The sequence below is a fragment of the Streptomyces aureus genome, assembly GCF_000725495.1.
GTDB classification, from domain to species: Bacteria; Actinomycetota; Actinomycetes; order Streptomycetales; family Streptomycetaceae; genus Streptomyces; species Streptomyces aureus_B.
In genome coordinates, this window is record NZ_KL647040.1 from 124,625 (window position 1) to 146,916 (window position 22,292).

20 protein-coding genes and 1 pseudogene are annotated in these 22,292 nt (G+C 68.2%); 13 read left to right on the forward strand and 8 right to left on the reverse strand.

Annotation, left to right across the window (positions count from 1 at the left end; genetic code table 11):
* The first annotated feature begins 39 nt into the window (after positions 1–39).
* On the forward strand, positions 40–675 hold the full coding sequence (locus IO36_RS39230) for a TetR/AcrR family transcriptional regulator (protein ID WP_063764950.1): 636 nt from the start codon (positions 40–42) through the stop codon (positions 673–675).
* Between the two features lie 196 nt (positions 676–871).
* Here the strand turns inward: IO36_RS39230 and IO36_RS39235 are convergent, their stop codons facing one another.
* Together IO36_RS39235 and IO36_RS39240 are read right to left on the reverse strand one after the other, a co-directional pair.
* A complete protein-coding gene (locus IO36_RS39235) occupies positions 872–1,759 on the reverse strand; it encodes a Cof-type HAD-IIB family hydrolase (RefSeq protein ID WP_037627756.1) in 888 nt (295 codons plus the stop codon).
* Positions 1,760–1,851: 92 nt separating this feature from the next.
* Positions 1,852–2,991 (reverse strand): ROK family transcriptional regulator, encoded by a 1,140-nt coding sequence (locus IO36_RS39240; protein ID WP_037627758.1) that lies wholly within the window; start codon positions 2,989–2,991, stop codon positions 1,852–1,854.
* An 85-nt stretch (positions 2,992–3,076) separates the two neighbouring features.
* Here IO36_RS39240 and IO36_RS39245 point away from each other — a divergent pair, with 85 nt between their 5' ends.
* The 4 genes from IO36_RS39245 to IO36_RS39260 all read left to right on the forward strand — a co-directional run bounded on the left by IO36_RS39245 (position 3,077) and on the right by IO36_RS39260 (position 8,508).
* Positions 3,077–4,399: a DUF1479 domain-containing protein gene (locus IO36_RS39245; RefSeq protein ID WP_037627761.1), complete on the forward strand. Its 1,323-nt coding sequence runs from the start codon at positions 3,077–3,079 to the stop codon at positions 4,397–4,399.
* A 185-nt stretch (positions 4,400–4,584) separates the two neighbouring features.
* On the forward strand, positions 4,585–5,481 hold the full coding sequence (locus tag IO36_RS39250) for a DUF3626 domain-containing protein (protein WP_051901291.1): 897 nt from the start codon (positions 4,585–4,587) through the stop codon (positions 5,479–5,481).
* 248 nt (positions 5,482–5,729) lie between these two features.
* Positions 5,730–7,445, forward strand: a complete 1,716-nt coding sequence (locus IO36_RS39255; RefSeq protein WP_245173648.1) for a glycoside hydrolase family 27 protein — start codon at positions 5,730–5,732, stop codon at positions 7,443–7,445.
* Positions 7,446–7,809: 364 nt separating this feature from the next.
* The gene (locus IO36_RS39260; RefSeq protein WP_037627763.1) at positions 7,810–8,508 is read left to right on the forward strand and encodes an SDR family oxidoreductase; all 699 of its coding nucleotides are present in this window, start codon (positions 7,810–7,812) and stop codon (positions 8,506–8,508) included.
* Positions 8,509–8,614: 106 nt separating this feature from the next.
* Here IO36_RS39260 and IO36_RS39265 read toward each other — a convergent pair whose 3' ends face one another.
* Together IO36_RS39265 and IO36_RS39270 are read right to left on the reverse strand one after the other, a co-directional pair.
* Positions 8,615–9,709, reverse strand: a complete 1,095-nt coding sequence (locus tag IO36_RS39265) for a barstar family protein (protein WP_245173649.1) — start codon at positions 9,707–9,709, stop codon at positions 8,615–8,617.
* A gap of 191 nt (positions 9,710–9,900) precedes the next feature.
* Positions 9,901–10,488, reverse strand: coding sequence for a histidine phosphatase family protein (locus IO36_RS39270; RefSeq protein ID WP_037627767.1), 588 nt, complete (start codon positions 10,486–10,488; stop codon positions 9,901–9,903).
* Positions 10,489–10,673: 185 nt separating this feature from the next.
* Between IO36_RS39270 and IO36_RS39275 the strand changes: the two genes are divergently transcribed.
* Entirely contained in the window at positions 10,674–11,045 is a 372-nt protein-coding gene (locus IO36_RS39275; RefSeq protein ID WP_037627769.1) for a hypothetical protein, read from the forward strand.
* 74 nt (positions 11,046–11,119) lie between these two features.
* A pseudogene (locus IO36_RS47830) lies at positions 11,120–11,587 on the forward strand (IS5 family transposase); the annotation flags it as partial.
* A 21-nt stretch (positions 11,588–11,608) separates the two neighbouring features.
* On the opposite strand, the gene IO36_RS45470 reads toward IO36_RS47830, so the two are convergent.
* Positions 11,609–11,899 carry a bifunctional DNA primase/polymerase gene (locus IO36_RS45470; RefSeq protein WP_078943727.1) on the reverse strand — a complete coding sequence of 97 codons (291 nt, stop codon included), beginning with the start codon at positions 11,897–11,899 and terminating at the stop codon, positions 11,609–11,611.
* A gap of 1,544 nt (positions 11,900–13,443) precedes the next feature.
* Between IO36_RS45470 and IO36_RS39285 the strand changes: the two genes are divergently transcribed.
* From IO36_RS39285 to IO36_RS45475, 3 genes are all read left to right on the forward strand, one after another.
* The gene (locus IO36_RS39285; RefSeq protein ID WP_209441336.1) at positions 13,444–13,884 is read left to right on the forward strand and encodes a hypothetical protein; all 441 of its coding nucleotides are present in this window, start codon (positions 13,444–13,446) and stop codon (positions 13,882–13,884) included.
* Between the two features lie 80 nt (positions 13,885–13,964).
* Positions 13,965–14,729 (forward strand): hypothetical protein, encoded by a 765-nt coding sequence (locus IO36_RS47230; protein ID WP_158997749.1) that lies wholly within the window; start codon positions 13,965–13,967, stop codon positions 14,727–14,729.
* Between the two features lie 277 nt (positions 14,730–15,006).
* Positions 15,007–15,648, forward strand: a complete 642-nt coding sequence (locus tag IO36_RS45475; RefSeq protein WP_078943728.1) for a hypothetical protein — start codon at positions 15,007–15,009, stop codon at positions 15,646–15,648.
* Here IO36_RS45475 and IO36_RS39290 read toward each other — a convergent pair.
* Positions 15,590–16,279: a DUF4232 domain-containing protein gene (locus IO36_RS39290; RefSeq protein ID WP_037627777.1), complete on the reverse strand. Its 690-nt coding sequence runs from the start codon at positions 16,277–16,279 to the stop codon at positions 15,590–15,592. The two genes, IO36_RS45475 and IO36_RS39290, sit on opposite strands and share 59 nt — an antisense overlap.
* Before the next feature lie 313 nt (positions 16,280–16,592).
* On the opposite strand from IO36_RS39290, the gene IO36_RS39295 reads away from it, so the two are divergent.
* On the forward strand, positions 16,593–17,138 hold the full coding sequence (locus IO36_RS39295) for a DUF4240 domain-containing protein (RefSeq protein ID WP_037627779.1): 546 nt from the start codon (positions 16,593–16,595) through the stop codon (positions 17,136–17,138).
* Positions 17,139–17,248: 110 nt separating this feature from the next.
* On the opposite strand, the gene IO36_RS39300 is transcribed toward IO36_RS39295, so the two are convergent.
* Entirely contained in the window at positions 17,249–17,608 is a 360-nt protein-coding gene (locus IO36_RS39300; protein ID WP_037627781.1) for a winged helix-turn-helix transcriptional regulator, read from the reverse strand.
* 80 nt (positions 17,609–17,688) lie between these two features.
* Between IO36_RS39300 and IO36_RS39305 the strand changes: the two genes are divergently transcribed.
* On the forward strand, positions 17,689–18,393 hold the full coding sequence (locus IO36_RS39305; protein WP_037627783.1) for an SDR family NAD(P)-dependent oxidoreductase: 705 nt from the start codon (positions 17,689–17,691) through the stop codon (positions 18,391–18,393).
* Positions 18,394–18,466: 73 nt separating this feature from the next.
* Here the strand turns inward: IO36_RS39305 and IO36_RS46545 are convergent, their stop codons facing one another.
* Positions 18,467–20,047 (reverse strand): ATP-binding protein, encoded by a 1,581-nt coding sequence (locus tag IO36_RS46545; protein WP_037627785.1) that lies wholly within the window; start codon positions 20,045–20,047, stop codon positions 18,467–18,469.
* 555 nt (positions 20,048–20,602) lie between these two features.
* On the opposite strand from IO36_RS46545, the gene IO36_RS39315 reads away from it, so the two are divergent.
* Complete coding sequence (locus IO36_RS39315) at positions 20,603–21,850, forward strand: alpha/beta hydrolase family protein (protein ID WP_245173650.1); 1,248 nt, start codon at positions 20,603–20,605, stop codon at positions 21,848–21,850.
* The last annotated feature ends 442 nt before the right edge of the window (positions 21,851–22,292 follow it).

The window sequence follows — 22,292 nt, forward strand, 5'->3', positions numbered from 1 at the left end:
ATGCGTCCACTTGCCGATGTGAGAGAGATCGCCTGAAAGATGACTCACCAGCTGCGTGTCGACGCGAGGGAGAATCGCGACCGTGTCCTCGCGGCGGCCCGGGAGCTCTTCGCGAAGTCCGGGCTGGAGGTGACGATGCGACAGATCGCCCGGCGTGCGGATGTCGGGCCCGCGACCCTGTACCGCCGGTTCCCGACGAAGCAGGACTTGGTGCTCGAGGCGTTCGAGGACGAGCTCGTCGAGTGCAGCTCGATCGTCTACGACGGCGCCGCCGACCCGGATCCGTGGCGCGGGTTCTGCGACGTCATCGAGCGCACCCTGCTCCTCAACGCGCGCAACCAGGGCTTCACGGACGCGTTCATGTCGGCACACCCCGACGTCGTCGACTTCGAGGCACACCGCGAGGAGCTGGGCCGCGTCGTCTCGACCATCATCCGCCGCGCGCAGGCTGCCGGTCGGCTACGTCCGGACTTCGTGTTCGATGACTTCGTCGTCATTCTCCTCGCCGGCCGCGGGCTCACCGCCGCACCCGCCCCCACGCGCGACGCGGCCGTACGCCGTTTCGCGGCTTTCATGATCGACGGCCTCCGCGTCGCCGACAGAGAGCCACGCACCCAGGCCGGTAGCGCCGCGGGAGAAGGAAGCTCCGGCCCGCGACCACACCCTCGATCGTGAAGGGCCTCCAGATCTCCCGGCCCGGGCGAGGAGCGGTTCCGTGGGTCACCCGCCGGCCGGCCAACGTCCCCCGCGCCGCCCGCTCATGAGCGAGTACGACTCCACCTAGAGCCGTTTCCTCGCGGAGCGGATGGCGCGACGTCCATGCAGTCAAGGACTGTCCGACGGGGGAGTGCCTCCGTGGGACGGGGCCGGCTCAGATGTCCAGAACGTTCCTGATGGTGCGTACGACACCGTCGTCGGTGTGCGCGGGAGCCATATGGCGCGCCCGGGCGAGGACGTCGGGGTGGGCGTTGGCCATCGCGTACGACCATTCGGCGGCGTCGAGCATGCCGAGGTCGTTCAGATAGTCCCCGAACACCATGGTCTGGTCCGGGCCGATGCCCAGGTGCTCCTGGAGCCGGCGCACGGCGACTCCCTTGTCGGCCGTGTGGTTCATGACGTCGATCCAGTGCTCACTGGAGACGACGACCCGGTGGGTGTCGGCGAACGAGGCGAGGGCGGGCGCCGTGGTGCGCTCGATCTGTCCGAAGTCGAAGATCGCGACCTTGACGATCTCGTCGTCCACCGCGGTGGCGTCGTCGACGAGTTCGTGTGCGTGGTAGTAGCGGACGACCTCGTCGAGAAAGGCCGGGTCACGGCGTTCGATGTAGGCCGCGCGCTTGCCGCATACGACGACGCCCACGTTCACGCCCTCGTCCGCGAGCTGCCGGACGGACTTGACCAGGCGCGCGGAGACGGCGGGGTCGAGAGGGTCGGAGGAGACTTCTGCGCCGTCGCGGACGACGAACGCGCCGTTCTCCGCTATGAAGACCATCCCGTCGTCCGCGCCGCCGAAGAGGTGCGCCAGCGTCGCGTACTGACGTCCGCTGGCCGGACTGAAGACGACGCCCCGACGGCGCAGGTCGGTGAGCAGGGGCCAAAGCCCCTCCGGGACGCGCCCCTCGGCGTCGAGCAGGGTGCCGTCCATGTCGCTGACGACGAGCCTGATGTCGGGACGGCCGGTGGAGGGAGCAGGGGCAGGGGCGGGAGTAGAGGCAGGGGCGAGCGTAGGGGCAGGGGCGGGCGCGGTTCGCGTGGTCATCGTGTTCCGGGTGGTTCGGTACGGAAAGGGATGAGGGGGTTGAGGCGTTGAAAGTGTCGAGGCCTTGGGGGCCTTGAGGGTGTCGAGGGGCGTCACCACTGCGCCGTGGGGTGGGCGGAGCGGACGATCTGGGAACCGAGTTCCTCGACGGCGCGGGCGCGCGCTCCGGTCAGCTCCGGCAGGGGCAGGGCCGCGGCGATGAGCGGTACGGAACGTGGCGAGCGGGCGAGGTGTTCCTCGATCGCGTCGATCAGGCGGGGGTGGGAGCCCCAGGGCCCGCCCAGGACGACCGTACGAGGGTCGGCGAAGGCGAGGGCGCCGGCCAGGACACCGCCGATGGCGTGCGCGAGAGCGAGGCGTACGCGCTCGGCGCGTGCGTCGGAGGTGTCCAGGAGGTCCAGCAGTCTCGGCACGTCGACGGCGGTGGACGCGTCGCGGCGCAGGTCGAGCGCGGCGAACACCTCGGTGAAGGCCATGGCCCGCCCGTCCGGGCCGGCGGTGTACAGGTGCGCGACCTCCCCGACGAGGCCGCCATGTCCACGGCGCACGACGCCGTCGCCGACCACCGCGCAGCCGAGGCCCTCTCCGAGGTGGAGGTACACGAAGTCGTCGACGCCCTGCACGCAGCCCTGCTCGTACTCCGCGCGTGCGGCCCAGTTGACGTCGTTGTCCACGAGGACCGGGCCGGTCACCGTGCCGGCCAGGACGGCGGGCGGATCGAGCGCGCCCACGAGGAACGGGGCGTCCGGCAGGTGCACCAGGCGGCCGGTCGCCCGGTCGACGGGGTCGGCGGCGCTCACGACCGCCAGACGCAGCGGGCCGGCTGACTCGCCGAGCCGGGCGGCCGCCGCGCCGAGCGCCTCGGCCGCCGCTTCCTGTCCCGCGTCGGCGTGCAGCGCGGTGCGGACCTCTCCATGGGTGCGTCCCCGGGCGTCCACGGCCTCGGCGACGACGCCGTGCGGGGTGATGCTCGCGACCAGGGCGGTACCGAGGTGCGGTGCCAGCGCGTAGTACGAGCCGACTCGGCCCCGCCCGGTGGTGCGCTCGCCGGTGTCGACGACGAGCCCGGCCTGCTCGAGGCGCTGGACGCTCTCGGAGATGGTCGGCTTGGAGATGCCGGTCCTGGCGGCGATCTCGGCCCGGGTGAGCCGGTCGTGGGCCATCAGGACCCGCAGCACGTTCTCGTCCGTCAGGGCCCGCAGCAGTTCCAGGGACGGTTTCGGCGCGGTCATGCGAGCAGTTTAGTAAGGACTCTTGCCTAAAGATGCACCGGGGGTTACGTTCCTCTAGTAAGGAGTCCTGACTAAAGGAGCTGAGATGACGCTCACCGCCGAGCAGCGCGCCGTACCCTCACTGCCGCACTGGAACCAGACCCCCGAAGACATCGCCGCGGCCGTCCGTGAGATCAAGCGCGCCCTGCGCGCCCGCATCGAGGCGCACGGCCGCACGGTGGAGCAGGCCTTCGCGGCCGTCGAAGAGCGCGTCTGGGCACGCATCGCGGAGATCGAGGCCGACCGCGAGCGCGGCGAGGAGATCTGGCCCGTCCTGGACTACGACGCGATCGCCGCAGGCACCGTCTCCCCGGCCGAGCGGGCCAAGCTCGAGCAGCGCGGCTGTCTGGTCGTGCGCGGCCACTTCCCGCACGAACAGGCGCGCGCCTGGGACCGGGACATCGTCGACTACGTCGAGCGCAACAAGTTCTTCGAGACCTACACCGGCCCCGGCGACGACTTCTTCGGCAGCGTCGGCTCGAAGCCCGAGATCTACCCCGTCTACTGGTCGCAGGCCCAGATGTCGGCCCGCCAGTCCGGGCGGATGGCAACCGTCCAGTCCTTCCTGAACTCCTTCTGGAAGCACACCGACGACGAGGGCAGGCGGTGGTTCGACCCCGACCGCGACGCCCTCTACCCCGACCGTATCCGCCGCCGTCGGCCAGGCACGGACTCCTCCGGCCTCGGCACCCACTGCGACCCCGGGACCCTCGACCTGTGGATGACCGAGGAGTACCAGCGGGCGTTCCGCCACCTGTTCAGCGGCCAGGTGGAGCGTTACGACCCCTGGGACCCCGCCCACCGCACGGACGGACCCCAGTACCCCGGCTCCACCATGTGCTCCGCGTTCCGCACCTTCCAGGGCTGGACCGCGCTGTCCGACATGGACGCCGACCAGGGAGTCCTGCACACCGTCCCGATCCCGGAGGTGATGGCGTACCTCCTGCTGCGCCCCCTGCTGCCGGACGTCCCCGAGGACTCCATGTGCGGTGTGCGCCCCAACCAGGTCTTCCCTGTGACCAAGCGCTGGCACCCTGACCTCTACCGCGCCCTCACCCCGATCCCCGACGTCAAGGCCGGCGACTCCGTCTGGTGGCACTGCGACATGATCCACAGCGTCGCTCCCGTCGAGAACCAGCAGGGCTGGGGCAACGTCATGTACATCCCCGCCGCACCCTGGTGCGCCCGCAACGAGAAGTACGCGGCCGACGTCAGGCACGCCTTCACCACCGGCTCCAGCCCGAGCGACTTCCCAGAGGAGCACTACGAGCGTTCCTGGAACGGCCGGTTCACCGTCGACCAGCTGAACGAAACCGGGCGCCGGGGCCTGGGCCTGCCCGGGGGGACGGAGACGACGGCGGCCGTTTAGGACGGGCGGGGGAGCCTTGCCGGGGGACGGCCCCTGCACGCCTGGGCCGTCCCCGTGGACGGCCGGATGGACCTGTGCCTGTGTGCCACCGGCGTCAACGCTGGTCTTTGCCGGACTGCGTGATGAGGGGGCATGAGGACGAAATTCGCGTGTGGCGAGCGTAGGCGTTCCCGCAGACTGCGGGGATGGTCGCTGGCACTGACACTCCCCGGTCGCCTCACCACTCAGCCCTGCGGCACGTGGCGGCTCGTTCGTACGGAGACCCTCTCGCGCCCGGTCCGAAGCTCACCATGAACTTTCACCCCGACCGTATGGTGGGCGATCGACTCCTCCTGCTGCGGATGGCGGACGAGGGCGTCTACTACTCGCAGTTCGTGACGGGCACCAGCAACGGTGGCCTGACCGCGTACCCCGGCGGAGACCGGTGGCGATGGGAGAGCCGCATCTTCGGCGGCGCATACGATCAGGCGGCACCGCACGAGCGCCCTGTCTACGGGGCCCTGAATCATCGGAACTCGTCGGTCGGCGGGGCGCCTCGATTCGGATCCTCGCACTTCCGGCTCACCGCCGACACGCTCGAACGCGCGACCTTCTGCTACCCGGACAGCTCGACGGAGCCCACGGCCTTCGCCGTGGAGTCCCGCTTCGCCCTGATCGGCATGGCCGAGGCCGACGGGCTGGACGCACTGGACGGACACGTCGAGGCTCACGTGCACGGCTCCGTCAGATTCGACCGGGACGTCGAGGCACTGGTCTTGGATCCCAGCTACCGCGACACGGAGGTGGAGGAGGCGGCCCGCCGACTTCCGTGCGCGATCGAGTGGCATCCCGGCTTCCGGCTGCCCGTGGAGCACCTGCGGCGACATCCCGGATATCGGGGTCAGGAGTACGTCGACCTCGGCACCGAGATCGCGGTCGAGGGGTGCCTGGACCCTTGGGCAATCGGCAGGGCCGCCCGCACAGGCCAGCACGACGCGCAGGCGCTGAAGAAGGTCTGGCACTGCTTGGCCCGCTTCGGCGCCCCGCCCTCGGTCGTCGGCGCAATGTCGGCTGAAGGGGAACCGAGCGCGATCGTGGAATGAGCTTCCTGTGGCCCACGGTCGAAGCGGCGATGACCGGTTTCACCCCGGTGCCTGTGTAAACCCTTGACGAAGCCTGTGCGGACTGCGACGGTATGCCCCGGCATTCGCACAGAATCCAAAACTTTCCACCCTTACCCGTCATGCGTCGTGGTCACCCCCGCAACCGTTCTCGCAGTGAGCGCATTTGACGCATGGTCACTCGTGCCCGAGTGGCCATCGGGTAGCCCCCCGCCCGAAAGAAGGACAACGTGCGCCTCCACATGCCCCGCGCGCTCCGCTTAGCCCGCCCCCTTCCGCAACCTCGCGAACCCCGCTCCGCGTGCGACTCGATCCGCACCGGCAGCCGCCGCAAGTCCGCCGGCAGACGCACGGGCACCGCGGTCGGCACCGTCCTGGCCCTGCTCGCCGCGTTGGTCGGCTACGTCCTGGGCACGGCGCCACAGGCCGCAGCGCTGCCCAACGGGCTGGCGCTGACCCCGCCGATGGGCTGGAACAGCTGGAACAAGTTCGGCTGCAACGTCACCGAGCAGAAGGTCGAGTCCGTAGCCGACTATCTGGTCTCCTCCGGACTGGCCGCGGCCGGATACGCCTACGTCGACATCGACGACTGCTGGATGGCCGGCAGCCGCGACTCCGCGGGCCGTCTCGTGCCGGACCCCGTCAAGTTCCCGAACGGCATCAGCGGCACCGCCGCGTACGTGCACAACAAGGGCCTGAAGCTCGGCATCTACGAGAGCGCGGGCACCAAGACCTGCGCCGGCTACCCCGGCAGCCTCGGCCACGAGCAGACCGACGCGAACAGCTTCGCCTCCTGGGGCGTGGACCTGCTCAAGTACGACAACTGCAACGACGACGGGACCTCCGCCCAGCAGCGCGACACCACCATGCGCAACGCCCTGGCCAACAACAGCAGCGGCCGCGCCATCGTGTTCAGCCTGTGCGAATGGGGCGTCGACAACGTGTGGACCTGGGGCGCGGGCGTCGGCAACATGTGGCGTACCACCGGGGACATCAACGACAGCTACGGCTCCCTGCTGTCGATCTTCCACGCCAACGTCAAGCTTGCGCAGTACGCGGGCCCGGGCGGCTGGAACGACCCCGACATGCTGGAGGTCGGCAACGGCGGCATGTCGTTCACCGAGGACCGCAGCGAGTTCAGTCTCTGGGCCGAGATGGCCGCCCCGCTGATCACGGGCAACGACCTGCCCAACTCCTCCGCCGCCACCGCCTCGATCCTCGGGAACCGGGACGTCATCGCCGTCGACCAGGACGCGCTCGGCAAGCAGGGCGTGCAGGTGTCCTCCACCGGTGGCCTGGACGTGCTGGCCAAGCCGCTGTCCGGCGGCGACGTGTCGGTGGCGCTGTTCAACGAGAACTCCGGTGCGGCGACGATCTCCACCACCGCGTCAGCGGTCGGCCTGCCCGCCTCGTCCAGCGGCTACAGCCTGAACAACCTGTGGTCGCACGTGAAGACCACCACCAGCGGTGCGATCTCGGCCACCGTGCCCGGCCACGCCACCGTCCTGTTCCGGGTCTCCACCGGCTCGGCCACCAGCACCGGAACCACCCACACGCTGGTCGGCGCTTCCTCGGGCCGCTGCCTCGACGCGTACGACAATCAGACCGCGCCCGGCACGAAAATCCAGATCTGGGACTGCAACGGCGGCACCAACCAGAAGGCCACCCTGACCGCGGCCGGCGAACTGCGGCTGTACGGGGGCACCCAGTGCCTGGACGCCACCGGGGCAGCGACCACCGCGGGCACCAAGGTAGAGCTGTGGACCTGCAACGGCGGCTCGAACCAGCAGTGGCGCCTGAACTCCGACGGCACGATCACCGGCGTCCAGTCCGGCCTGTGCCTCGACGTCACCGGCGGCGACCAGCCGTCCGGCAACGTCAACGGCACCCAACTGGAGCTGTGGAACTGCAACGGCGGCGCCAACCAGCAGTGGCGCCTGAACTGAACGAACGGGGGCTCACCGCCCGCTGCCCGGGAGTGACGAGCATCGGCAGCGGGCGGTGGCAATCCGTCCCCGCTCAGATGGACTTTGGTGGTGAGGGCGCCGCGTGAACGGCTGAGCGGCTCACCTCCTGCACCACCTGCGCCAGGGGTCGATCAGTTCCAACCGGATCCGAGCGTGCCCGGCTGCCTTGCCCAAGCCCCGTTCGGGACACGGTGACGGCGCCGACCGTCTACCGCTGGGCGGATCCGCCGACCGTGTACCGATGGGCCGAGCCGTCGCAGAAATCCAGAAGCGCGCGCCGAAGATCGCTGCGTATAGTGCAGGCGCTTCGCACCGATGACCCCGTCGCCGAGGAGGCCGTCCCGTGGACCCCGTCACTCTGATCACCGGTGGCTCGACCGGAATCGGTGCCTCCACCGCCCGTGCCCTGCTCAAGCAGGGCCACCGCGTGGCCGTCACCGGACGCGACGCGGGCAAGCTGGCCGCCTTCGCCACCACCACGGGGGCGGGGGAGCGGCTGCTGACGATCACCGGCGACGCCGGCGACGCGGATGACGTCGCTGCCGCCGTCCGCCATGTGCTGGACACCTGGGGCCAGTTGGACAACGTCATCGCCAACGCCGGTTTCTCCCTGCCCGGCAACCTGGAGACCCACGCCCCCGAGGACATGCGCGCCATGGTCCTCACCAACGTCCTGGGCCCCGCCCTGCTGATTCAGGCGACCCTGCCCCACCTGAGGACCTCGAAGGGCCGAATCGTGATCATCGGCTCGGTCGCCGGTGTCCGCCACACCCCCGGCAACCTCTACTCCGTCACCAAGTGGGCCGCCCACGCCCTCGCCGAGAACACGCGCCTCCTGGTGGGCCAGGACGGAGTCGGCGTCACCGTTGTCGCCCCCGGCGTCGTGGACACCCCCTTCTGGCACGTCCGCGGCGGCACCCCCGAGGCAGCCGCCACGATGACCGCCGAGCAGATCGCGGACACCATCGTGTACGCCATCAACCAGCCCGAAGGCGTGGACATCAACCACATCACGATGCGGCCGACGGGGCAGGTCGGCTGAGGCAGAGCTGTCAAGGAGCCTACGGGGAGGCGCCTTTGGCCCCGCCAAGGTCGGTGTTGCGAGGGCGGGGCCGCCCCAGAGGCGTAGGCGCACGGGTACCTGCGGCTCAGCGGAGGTTGACCGTGACACCTCGCCGTTCGAGGAGCCGCACGATCTCCTCGAAGTAGGAGAGTTCGCCCTCTGGATCCTGCACAACGTCCGCCAGTGCGCGGCGTGCGATCTCGGAGTCGTGCCAGGTCAAGGTGAAGGGCGGGGCCACTCCGAATCCACCGCACAGGCAGTCCTTGAACGCGTTCCACTCTCGCCCGAAATAGCGGCCCGGCCCGAGCAGGGCCTCGGCGATCGCGCAGTGGAGCCCGGGAACGTCGGTGACGAACCGGCCGTCGAGATGGTGCTCCTCTCCGGATCGATCGGGGCGGGGCGTGGGCACCCGCCAGGCACGCGTGGTGAGGTCCAACCACGCGGCCCTGCCCTGCGAGTCGTACGGTGCCCACAGGTTGGGTTCCGCCGGCGGGCCCTGGTACCACTCCGCCCAGATCGAGCGGGCCACCGGCGATGGCCGCTCGTCTCCTCCATCAGTGAGGGTGATGTCGATGAGCGTGCCGCCGAGCACGGACGGTCGCGCTTCCGTGATGGCCAGACCCACGGTGGGGGCGGCCATCACGGCACCATGGCGGTCCAGCACCAGGAGACGGGCCCAGTCCCGCTCGGACCGAGCGGGTCGCCGCAGTGCCTTGAGCAGGGGCTCCGCAGGCTCGCAACCGATCAGCTCCATCGGAACGGGGGACGGCTCCACTGGTCCCTCGAACAGACCATCCACAACGGAGCACCGACCCGCTGCGGCGATTGGCGTTCCCGCGAAGAGCTCGAAGCGCGGTGCCGCCGGGAGTTCGAAGGAGCCCTCCTCGCCCTGAACGCCGGCGCCGAGGGTGATGTCGTACCGCGCCGGGTCGTCCGGGTGGGGCTGGTGGGCCACCACCACCGCGTCCACGAGGGTCCGCCACTGCACGGGCCTCTCGTCGTTCCAGACCTCGACGCACACGTCGCCCAGACTCCGCAGCGAGACGTTGGGCTCGGCCAGGACATCGCTCAGGAGACCATCGGGGCGGCATCCCCGAAGGGTGAGGACCTCCCGCGGCGGCGGGACCGGGTCGACGAACAGCCCTTCGACGCCGGCGCACCTTCCCCAGAGTCGCTCCACATCGTCTTCGTCCTCCTGAACCAGGAGGTAGTTCACCGGAAAGCCCCGGCCCCACCTGGTGTGATCCGCGATGTGCACCCAACCCCCGTACGTTTGAACAACCTTCGCGCCTACGATACGGATCACGCCTGGGGCGGAAGCCCAGGGAGTGTTGACCCTTGCGTTCGTAGAAGTGGTGAAGTCGGGCCCTGCTACGGCACGTTCCAGGCGGAGATGACAGGTTGCCCGTCCTCGGTGGCGAGGACGCTGAGCGTGCCGGGATGCGGGTGGCCGAGGAGTCGGCTCGCGGACGCGTCGAGGCCGAGCCAGCGGACGGTGAGGATGCGCGCCAGGTGGCCGTGCGCGACGACTGCGACGTCGCCGTGGCTCAGCAGCGGACGGATGCGGTCCAGCACCGCGTCCGTTCTCGCGGCCACTTGCGCGAGCCGCTCGCCCGGGTGGTCGGCGTCGCCTGGGACAACGCCGTCGCGCCACAGGTCCCAGCCCGGCCGTGACTCGCGGATCTGCTCGGCGGTCAGGCCCTCGTAGCCGCCGTAGTCCCACTCCAGCAAGTAGGGGTCGGGTGTGGCACTGGTCAGACCGGCGAGCTCGGCCGTCCGCATCGCGCGGCTCAGCGGACTGCTGAACACGGCGACCAGACGGCGGTGGGCCAGTCTGGGAGCGAGAGCACTGGCCGCGGCCTCACCCGCGGCGGTCAGCGCCACGTCGGTCCGGCCGGCATGCTGTCCCGACAGGCTCCACTCGGTCTGGCCGTGCCTGATCACCACCAGCTCACCCATTGCAGCGAACGCTATCTGACGAAGTGCCACTCAGTGGCGGGTTTCATCGCCTGCTCACCACTACCTCATGGCCCACGGCTGGCCCACCGAACGGGATACCCCCTTGGACACCATCTCCGACGGCGGACCGTGGATCACTCCAAAACGGATGGTCGGCTCGAAGGACGGCTCGGTACGGTAACCCGGTGTGCTTCTACGCCATGACCTCCTACAAGCTGCACTACGCCTGTGTCTCGTGCCGTCTCGGCTTCAAGCAGCACGCCAATCCGCAGCGGGAGCACCTGTGCCCGAACTGCTCTCGGCCCCTCATATGCGCCGGCCATGATTTCGCGCCGCCGCCCAGGCGAGATGTCCGCAGCTGGTCCGTGGTCGCCGTGGTGTTGGGCGAAGGCCTGCGCTACGAGGGGCTATCGGCCTGCGGCTGCGACAAGGAACCCAAGTACCGCCCGCGGACCCGCGCCGAACTGAGGGCCCGTCGGACCGTTGCAGACAGGGACGGGCTACCGCTGTCCGAGGCGTTGTCCCGCCCCGACCCGCTGGCGCCGTCGACGGACTGATCCCGCAGTTCAACTGCCAGTTGGTGATGTCCGATGAGAGCTGCAGCAATGACGACGAAGACGCCTCTATGAGATCGGGGCCCAAAAGCGGACCCAGCCCGGTCGGCCGCGCACGGCCGGGCAGCTAGCACCACGTCGTCACCGACGCCCAGGGCATCCCGCTCGCGGTGTCGCTGACCGGCCGAAACCGCAACGACGTCACCCAGCTCGTGCCTCTGATCGACAAGATCCCGGCCGTGGCCGGAATCGCCGGCCGCCCCAGACGCCGTTCCGACGCGCTCCTCGCCGACCGCGGCTACGACCACGACAAGTACCGCCGCTTGCTCTGGGCCCGCGGCATCCGCCCGGTCATCGCCGAACGAGGCGTTGGGCACGGCTCCGGCCTGGGTATCTTTCGCTGGGTCGTCGAGCGAACCATCGCCTGGCTCCACGGCTTCCACCGCCTGCGTATGCGCTGGGAACGACGCGACGACATCCACGAAGCCTTCCTCGGCCTCGGGACCTGCCTGATCACTGACCGACACGTCCAACGGCTTTGTTAGGACCTCTTAGAGCCTGTCCGGCTAGGACGCCACGGGAGCGTGATGGGTGATCTCGTACGGGCCTCCTGCGAAAGTGCTTCCCGCGCCGACGGCGAGTCCGCCCCATGCGCCGGTGTCGACCTTCCAGCCGACCGCAGGCGCTGTCCCCCTGCGATGTTGCGCAGGGGCTCCCTCGGGGGCGAGGACGTACAGGTGAGTGCCGCCGCTCCACGTGCGCACGGTGTAGGTGTCGGCGGGGACGGGCTGCAACCCAGGCGGCAAGGTCAGAGGGCGGTCCGGATTCCAGGACCGCCGTCGCAGTGCAAATAACACAAACCGCTAGCCGACGTCCCCGTCCTCCTCCTCCGATACCTTTGTGATCTTCACGTTGGCGGCGTCCTCGTGACCGTCGATGCAACCGGGATAGCGCCGGCGGACAACCTTGGGAAGTTAACGACCCGTCGGGCTACCGCAGCGATCGAAACCCCCGGCGTTCAGCCACCGGGTGATGCATGCGTGCTGCAAGTCGTACGCGCGAAAATGCGCACGTCCGCGGCCGTGCCAAAGACGTCCAAGTGCGCCCGCAGGATGACCACCATAATGACCGTAGGGGCACCGGTCGGTCGCTGTTGGCTTCCCGCCGCGTTGAGCGCACACCGGTCGTGACGTTCCCCAAAATAGGCCCATTACTTACCTGAGACGGGACGCGTCTCCCGGAGCATCAGCGGCCCCATACTGCGTCTGGGAAATGTCCGACCGCCTCAGCCGTACGCAGGCCCGCGTTGTACAGGGCCGCGTAGAAGGTCATCAGATGCCTCCTGCGGCACCGATCCACCACGACCCGACGTTAGGACACTCCTGTGAGCAACTGATTTGCCCGTAGGACGTTTAGGAGGTCTCGCTGGTCGACTACGTCGTTGGAGTCGACGTGCTTGCTGGGGGTGCGGTGAACTGGCTTCTCAGAGAAGTCCCCAGCGGCCAATGCATGTTCGAGAGCGGTGTTCAAGGCCCGGCGACGGCGGTACGTGTCGCCCGCGGCCAAGGCGGTACGGCACGTCCTCGACGACCGCAGCGTCTGCCACATCCGCCACCGGACGATCCGTCGTCGTGAGCCAGTCATATACGGCTTTTGAGGTCCGCTGACGGATCCTCCCCGGCATTCACGAAGACGATCCCGCACCGGAAGATCTGACTGGCAACGCCTGGGGGCTTCAGCCCGGCAGCGCAGCCAACCTCTCAACGACCGTGGGAGCCGAAGGCAACTTCCGATCCGATCCGCCTTACGAAGGTTGGCCTGGAATCTTTCCTACCCGACCAAGGCAGCTCGTCCCGCTCTCCGTGCCAGCCCGGCGAACTGCCGGGCCGACACTCACGCCTCCACCTCGTCCCAACACCGCCGGAGCCCGCCGTGACATGGCGTTCAGCCGCTTGAATCCGGAGAAATGGGCGCGTTGCGGCTGAGGGTTGCCGGTTCCATGAACCTAAAGGAATTTGACGACGGCAATTGTCGGGGGTTCAACTTCACCGGCGAGTTGTGGAGTTGCCGAACTTGAGCTACCGAGGTTACCTGGTTATAGGTAGTCATCCTGAAGTTGCACAGGAGCTCACACAGCTGAGCTGATCTCGCCCGCAGCAACATCGGCCAATGGCTGACGGCTTCCTACCGAGGCATGGGAATACATACCTCAACGAACGTCGTTGCCGACGCCTTCTTGTCTCAAGTCGTCTTGCGAAATCCACTCTGCCACTTTAGCCGTCATTGCGATCCATCAGGATGACCCTACACAGGCCCACCTAAACGGTTAACAAATCCTCGCGAGTACCATTCAAATATTCGCGAAAACCAAAAAATGACGACCAAGAGAAAGGTGCAGACGATGTCTTTCAAGAAAGTCCGCGTGACGCTGCACAGCATCTTCAATGACAATACGGGAGACGATCCAGGGAACGAGCTGGAGCTTTTCGGGCGCTGGGATGCCAACCGCCTCAAGTTCGACCCTGACATCGCCGAGGTCGTTAGCTTGGAGCACCACAACCTGTGGGATAGGTCGGGCGACGACGCTCAGAGTGTGGTAGAGGGAACGGCGTTCATCATCGAGTCTTCCGCCGACATAGACTTTTTCGACGGAGAATTTCTGCAGATCGTCGGGCACGTAAGCGAGCAGGACGACTTCGGCCCGAATGATGTCCTCGGCAGTTTCGAGAGAAATCTGAACCTCAGCGACATTCATGACGGACTGGTGCAGATCCCGCAATTCAATGAGAGCAATCAGCGAGTTAACGTGAAAATGTCGCTGAGAGTACTGGAGTCGGCCTAACCGGCAGCTCTCGGCTTCGGTAGGGTGCCAGTCGGTGGCACCCTACCGGCATCGCCAGATATAAACGCAGGAGAGATTCCATGACGCTCAAGTCTAGTTCGAACGGAAGCAAGGCATTGGCACTGCTTGGCGCCATCGCTGCGGGAGAAGCAGAGATTCAAGACGTGGTTGTCGAGCTCAAGAAATACGGCATCGAAACCACGGGCAACCTACTGGCCATCCTAAGTGAGGAACTCAAAGATACCCAAGGGCACGGAGACGCGCTAGATTTCAGCAAGGTTCAAGAAGGGACACCGCATGAAGCGCTCTCCGCGATTGAGCACAGGATTCCACAGGTGCCATTCATTCTAAATGGAACAATGTACGATCCGGAAGATGTGACACGCTTCAATGGTCAAGAACTGCATTTTATAGCGTCCCCGAAGAGTGACCATATGTTCACCCTGGATGATCGGAAGCAATTTACGACGTGGCGGCAGTTTACTTACCTTGAGCAGTACCTGCACGGCAACCATCCGCCTCGCGCCGCTGAAAGCACCTCCCCCAATCACGGGACACTAGGCCCACCCAACCCGATGACCGGATTTAATGAGCACATTAATTTCGAGGGATCGTGGTTGAATTGCCCGAAGAATCGAGGTTTCTACACACTAGGTGGCTGGAACGACAAGATCTCGTCGTTCAAGATGGTTGGGACACAAGTAACCGTGCTGCATGAACACATACATTGGGCGGGAGACACATTTTCAAGAGTGCTGCCGTACTCGGATTACCCTTACTTCGAGGAGCGAAATCTACTCCTCTACGGATGGAACGACCGTGCAAGCTCGGTAGAAACTTGGTAGTTCGCACAGGTAGATCTATCCTACGTCCGACGGATCAGCATTGCATGTATCTCCATCCGAACGTTCCACAAAGCCTGTGCGCCGTCATCACCAGGCCAACCGTCCGCCTGCTCTGGCTGATGCCATAAGCCACCAGCGTGGCTGAAGCCTGTGGGGGCAGCCAGGGCTTTCTCTGCGTGTTCAGGTGGCACTCTCACCGCCGTAGCTTCCTGTGTGGAGCCGATCTCTCAATGGGCGCGCAGGGCCCCAAGCGACTTCCGCCTCCGCGCTATCTGCGATGCACGAGGGCGCCGCGCGTCGCCGGAGATCAAGGAACCTTGTCGGGACGGACAACCCCGCCGAGTTCCACAACACGGTCTTCGACCCGAACCGTGCCGACCACCGCCGCCCACAGCTCGACTACCCGCTGATGGAGAAGGCGACCTCCGACATGCGCGCGGTCTTGCGCGAGGCCAAGGCTTCGGGCCGCATTACTGAGCCCGTCCGGGCCTGGCTCGCAGGCGAGGACAGCGAACCGGACGCCCGAGCCGGCTCGGTCGCTGACGCCCGCGACCGGGCACTGCTCGGCATGGCCTTCTCTAAAGAGCCAGGGCACGACCGCGAGGTGGCCCGGGTCCTCCGCCGAGGGCTACCGACCTGGTGGAACCCGCGCCTGCTGGACGGCACGCTCTACTCAAGCTTCATCGCCAAGCGCGGCAACCTCGCGGACCGGCCGGACTGGCGGACCGCGCTGGAGATGTCCGAGGCTGAAAAGACCCAGTTGTCCGACTTTCTCGTGACGCGCGACCTGCACTGGCTTAATGCCCGGCCGGCACAGGACGTGCCCCCACTCGGGCTCGTCCTGTGCCGGCGCGGGGGGATCAGTAGGTCAGCGCGTCCTCGGCGGTTCCGAAGAAGGTGGTCACCTGGCTGTCGTTGACCGTGACCGGGCCGCCGTTGATCGGCACGGTCGTCGGGCTCTCGGAAGCGGCGAGTGCCACCTCCACCTTGTTTGCGCTCTTGCCGCCGGCCGTGTCGGCGTGCGAGAACAGAATCCCGGCGTAAGCCTTCTCGCCGGGCTTCAGGATCCAGTCCTTGCCCTCGGGGCCCATGTGCCCGGCGGCACCGTCGAGCCCTGGAATGGTGATCACCAGCTCGTTCGCCGACAGCAGGCAGGGGTCGCTGCCCTTGTTGCTCGCGGTCAGCAAGGCGTGGTTGACGGGCCTGGACGCGACGGTGACGTTGTAGCTCAGGTCTGTCGTCTCGCACATGCCCACGCCGCCGTCCTGACCGTCGTCGGACGCGGTCTTCGACGGCGCCGGAGTGCTGGGGCTGTCGGACGACTTGCCGCCGCCGCTACCGGCGCTGCTGCCGCTGCCGCTGCCGCCCGGGGAGGTCGGCGAGGGCGTGCTCGTGCCCTTGTCCGCGCTTGTGGCGGAAGGCGTCGCGTGAGCGCCCGGAGCGGCCGCGTCGTCCTTGGCGTCGCCGTTGCATGCGGTCAGAGCCAGCATGCCGAGCGACAGAGCGGCCAGTGCGGCGGTGGTGCGGCGTGAACGAGCTGAGCGAGCCATGAGAAGTCCCCCGGGATTCGGAATGTCCCGCTGATAGTGCCTCATGAGAGGGCTGCTTCCGCCCGATCGCACCATGAGGGGGCGATCTCCGAACAGGCTCGTGACATTGTGACGGTGGCCGGGGCGGAGGAGTCTCGGTCCGGAGCGCAACCGTGGCCACCCTCCGGCGGGCTATGGCGTCCCCGTAAACGGTCGCCCACCGAAGCCGCCCGCCCGGCCCCCGGTCGGCAGCCCTGTCGTCGACGGTCGGCCGGTGGGCCCCGGCAGGGGCGGACCGGTGCGCTGTCAGTAGTGGGTGGCATGCTCTGCCGCCATGAACAAGCAGCAGTTCTGGCAGCTCATCGAGGCAGCGCGCAACCAGGTGCTCGACCCGGACGACAGCGAAGCAGTCGCCCGCGAGGCAACGTCACTGCTTGCCTCCCGTCCGGTCGAGGAGATCGTCGCCGCCCAACAGGTGTTGTGGGACCTGATGGCCGAGTCCTACACGAGCCCGTTGTGGGCCGCTGCCTACGTCATCAACGGCGGCTGCTCCGACGACGGCTTCGACTACTTCCGCGGTTGGCTGATCGCCCAGGGGCGTCAGGTCTTCGAGGGTGTGGTCGGTGATCCGGATGCCCTTGCGCGCTTGCCGATGGTGCAAGCCTCAGCCGCCGACGGCGTGGACCTGGAGGGCGAGGACACACTGAGCATCGCCTGGAACGCGCACATCACGGCGACTGGAGAGCAGCTCCCCACGGACGCATTTACGATTCGGTATCCGGAGCTGGACCCCGCCTGGGACTTCGACTTCGACGACCGAGGCGAGATGGCTCGCCGCCTGCCAGGCTTGGCCGCTCTCTACTTGGATGAGGTCGCCTGATCAGCTGGGCTGTCGGCAGCAACAGGCAACGGAGCTTCGAAGCGCCGGCTGGATCCGTGCTGACGGCCCCTGGCCAGGACCGTGCGCGGTGATACCGACGTCCCACCTGGTCAAGGAGCCGGCCGGCGGGATCGAGCCGCCTCGATGTCCGGGACGTGCTCCTCGGCCCAGAGCCGCACGGCGCGGAGCGGCACCAGCAACGAGCGGCCCAGGGGCGTCAGGGCGTATTCGACGCGCGGCGGGTTCTCGTCGTACGCCTGGCGGCTGACCAGACCGTCGGCCTCCAGGGAGCGCAGGGTCTCGGTCAGGACCTTCGGGGTGATGCCCCGGATGTGCCCCTTGAGTTCGCTGAAGCGGCGCGGCCCGTCGTCGAGTGCGTTGACGACGAACACGGTCCAGCGGGCGCCGATGCGGTGCAGCACCGTGCGGCTGGGGCAGGTCGCCGCCATCACGTTGTACGCCTTGCCCATCGCTGCTCCCAGTTCCGTTGAAGATACCGGTATCAAATCCATACCGTGGTTCTCGATCCTACGGAAGGAAGTCGGGAGACATGGAACGAATCCTGGTCATCGGCGGTGCACGAGCACTGGGCGCTGCGGTCGCGAGGCGTGCGGCGAAGGACGGGTACGAGGTTGTCGTCGGTGCGCGCGACCTGGCCGCGGCCGAGGTGTTGGCGGGCGAGATCGGCGCCACGGCGGTGAGGGTCGACCTGCAGGACGAGTCGACGATCGCGGCGGCGGCGGAGCGGCTGAAGGACGGAGTCGACCACATCGTGACGACCGGTTCGGCACCGCACGATGTTCGCGCGACCGAGCTGGACCGCGACAAGTTGCTGGCCGCGTTCACGGCGAAGGTGGCCGGCCCGATGCTGGTGGCCAAGCACTTCGGGCCGGTCCTGCGGCCGACCGGGTCGGTCGTGCTGTTCTCCGGTGTGGTCGGCTGGCGCCCTGGGCCGGGCTCCCTCGTCAAGGGCGTCACGAACGGAGCGGTCGAGTACCTCGCGCGCCACCTGGCAGCGGATCTGGCGCCGGTACGGGTCAATGCCGTCTCGCCCGGTGTCGTGGACTCGGGTGCGTGGGATCGACTCGGTGAGAAGAAGACCGCCTTGCTGAGCAAGAGCGCGGGCGGGACGTTCGTCGGACGTCACGGCGAGGCCGACGACGTCGTCGACACCGTGATGTGGCTCCTGCGTGCGGGCTTTGTCTCCGGCGAGACGATCCACATCGAGGGCGGTGCCCGCCACAAGTCCGCCTGATCGGCGACGACGTCCACCAGGGCGCGGGCGGCAGCGTTCCCCGGCTCGACATTCGAGAGCGAGGCCAACGGGCTCATCCCGCGCCCATGCGCTCGATGGACGATCGGAGCGGAGCGGCGGCAGCGTCCTGCCCGTCGCGGCGCAGGCCGTCCGCTACCCGGCCGGCCGTGTCCCTCAGGCGCTCCGCGGAAGCGCGATCCATGGTGGGCAGATGGCGGACCAGGGCCTGCACATGCGGCAGCAGGACGGGCCACCACCACGCCTGCGACGGGTCGGAGCCGGCTGACACCGCCTGGCGGTGCAGCAGTTCCACCGCCGCCGCCCGGAACACGGCTGCTTGACCGGGATCGGCGGCCAGGGCGTCCCGCTGCACCTGCGCCACCGCGGGATCGACGGCGAGGTACCTGTCCTGCTTGTCGATGGCCCGGTCGGGGCCGAAGGTGTGCAGCAGGCCCAGGCCTCGGAGCATCCGGACCGCCACGTGGAGTTCGCCGCCGGTGAACCAGGGCGCGAGATCGCCGTCGGGATGATCGCCGGAAAGACCGGGGACCAGACGGTCCAGCTCCTCGGGGATCAGCAGTTCACTCGGGAAGGAGGCGGCGGCGAACCAGCTGAGCAGCCGCAGGATCTGGCGGGCTTCCGGTATTCCGCGTCGGTCGGCCAGGTCGAGGGCCAGTTCGCACACTGCCGCGAGCGTCTCGAGTCGTGGTGTGCCGGGCCCCGGCGCACCACAACTCGTGCTGGTTCCCGAGTCACCACGTCGTGCCGCATCGGCGTCCAGAAGCGCCTCGTAGTCCCGGTAGGCGCAGGCGTTCACCGCGGCCTTCGGCGTCGAGCTGACGCGGATGTGGTTCCCGGCGATGCGCAGGGCGAGGGGATGACCGCCGAGCCGGGCGGCCAGGTGCTCGGCCTCGGGTGCGGTTCCGGCCGCCGTCCCGCAGCGGTGTCGTAGCTGCTCCCCTGCGGGCGCGGCGGGCAGTGGGGCGACCGGGGTCACGGTGATCCACGGGGGCCATGCCTCGCGGTCGGCCAGGCGCGACGTCACCACGATCTGACCGAAGCCGTCGCGGAACGCCTGGCGGAGGTTCGGGCGGAGGAGGCCGGCGGGCGACCAGGCCCGGGCGGCCATTCGCGGGTCGTCGAGCCCGTCCACCAGGAGCACCCAGCTCTTCGGGCCCTGCACCAGGGCACTGAGCGCCAGGTCTTCCGGAGTGCTTCGCCCGTACGGCCGGTTGTCCCCGTCCGTCGCAGCCCCGCCGACCGTGAGGCGGCGGGCCAGGTCGGTGAGGCCTGCCGCGAGCGATGCCTCGTCATGGGCGTCGACGAAGTGGACGTCCGAGCCCTCGTTCCAGTGGTAGGGATCGAAGTAGCTGCGGGAGCCCGTGTTGGTCCGGTCAAGAGCGAGGAAAGTCTTGCCCGTGCCGGCCGGGCCCACGAGGACATGGACAGGGATGCCGCTCCCGGTCCACCGCCGCCGCAACGGGCCGGCCACCGCATCGGAGTTCTGGACCGTGGCACGCCCGCGGCTGCCCCGAGCGCGTCCCTTCACGACGTACGGCGGGACGGTGGGGCCGTACCGCTCCGGGACGCCGAACTGCTTCGGATGCAGGTAGTACGGCGGTTCCCACCACTGCAGAACCTCGGTCCGAGACACCTCAGTCGTTTCCTCTGTCGGTCCGGGCCGTGCCGCGCGGCACCCTGAGCACCGGCCCCAGGGCCGCCGGCCGGTCCGGGTGCCTGCGGGTGCTCTCAGGCATACCGGGCAGCCTTCCGTCGAGCGGTATCACCGCGGTGTCCTCCCCGGCCCGGGCGCTCGCGGCCACCGCGCCCGCTCGCGAGTGATCGTTCAAGGACACCGCTGTCGACGCGGCGGCGACATCCCCTGTCTCACCTGTGGTGACTCGCCCACGCCCTCGCCGGTTCCCGGTTGCCCGCAGATGGTCGCCCTCGAGCCCGCCCCGGAACCGGCAGGAGCCGCACCCGCAGCCCGGAGCCGGTACCCAAAGTGCCCTCGAAAGCCTCAAAAAGGGGGCGCCGATTCGCCCGGCCCCAACGGCGGTACGGTGTACGGCAGTCGATCGCTTGTTCCGCGATCACTGATCACCATACGAGGGGTTCCATGAGGCACCGTCGCCCGCGTCGTCGTCAGCAAGTGATCGCCAGAGCGGTCAGCACGGCCAGTGCGATCGCGGTCGCCTTCGGTGCAGGGATGACGCCGGCGATGGCCGCCGGGGCACCGCACGGCGGGCCCACGCTCAGCACCGCCACGCCCGACGCGACGGCTCCCTGGGCGCCCGAGAACGACGAGAAGACGGGCCACTACAGGACGCCCCTGAGCGCGACCGTCTCGCCCAAGACCGCGGGCACGTCTCCGCTCAAGCTCACCATTCCCGCGCCGACCGGTCGCCACAGCGTGGGCATGGTCGGTCTGCACCTGGTCGACAACTCGCGCACGGACCCGTACGTTCCGGGCAGGAAGCGCGAGCTGATGGTGTCGCTCTTCTACCCGACCAACTCTCCCTCCGGGCACTACCAGGCCCCGTGGATGCCCTCGCTGTCCGGCGCCTCCTTCCTCGCCTCGCGCGGTCTGTCGCCGCAGAAGGTGACGCTGCCCCCGACCGCGGGCCACGTCCTCGCCCCGGTGGACACGTCGCTCGGCAAGCTGCCCGTCCTGCTGTACTCGACCGGGCTGCACTCGGACCGCGCGATGGGCACCGCGCTCGTCCAGGACCTCGCCAGCCGCGGCTACCTCGTCGTCACCGTCGATCACACCCACGACGCCAACGAGGTGCAGTTCCCGGCGAACCGGGTCGAGCACAACGCCATGCCGGCGGGCTCGCACTCCTCGGACACGCTCAAGGTGCGCGCGGCCGACATGAAGTTCGTCATCGACAAGCTGAACACGCTCAGCACCGGCGGCAACCCCGACTACGGTCACGCCACGCTCCCCACCGGTCTGACGAAGCACGTGGACATGTCCCGTATCGGCATGTTCGGCTGGTCGCTGGGCGGCGCGGCGGTCGCCACCTCCATGCAGCTCGACAAGCGCATCGCCGCCGGTGCCAACCTGGACGGACAGTTCTTCGGCACCGCGCCGAGCAAGGACCTGAACCGTCCGTTCATGCTGTTCAGTTCCGGTACCCACAACCGGAACACCGACAGCTCGTGGCGCACCATGTGGTCGCACCTCAAGGGCTACCGGGTCGACATCCAGCTCCACGGCGCGGCGCACCTGTCGTTCAGCGACAACGAGTGGATGGTGCACCAGGAGGCCGGTCTGCTCGGGCTCTCCCAGAGCCAGCTCCAGCAGCAGTACGGAACGATCGACCCGAACCGCGCGATCGCGATCCAGCGCACGTACCTCGCCGCGTTCTTCGACCAGGAACTGCTCAAGAAGCACAACACGCTGCTCGACGGGCCCAGCACGAAGTACCCGGAGATCTCCTTCGTCCGCTGACGAGCGCTCCGAGGGCGGGCCCGTTCGCGGGGTCCGCCCTTCGTGCGACATCTCGTTCACGTGAGACGGTGCTGTCGTGCCGCCCGTGGTCGGGCCGGCGTGAGGAGTCCGGGGTCCCGGACGGGTCGGTCTGCCAGGGGAGTGGCCGGTGCGTCCGGCCGCTCGTACGGGCCGACCGTCGTGCTGCTGCCGGGCCGACCGCCCGCCCGCAGCACGCCCGTTCACGTTCAGCGCTGTCGACCCTGTCCGGTGCGCCCGAGCGCGTCGCTCTCGTGACTGTGTCCGCATCGCGCCGCGGACGCCTTTTCGGGGGCCTCCAAGAGTGGGCGCCTCCGGGGAAATCCGACATCCCGGCCCAGGTCAAACGGTTGAACGAGAAACCGACTTGATCGACTGTGGCGCGGTATCGGAGAGATCCACGACTCACTCGCGCACATCTGTC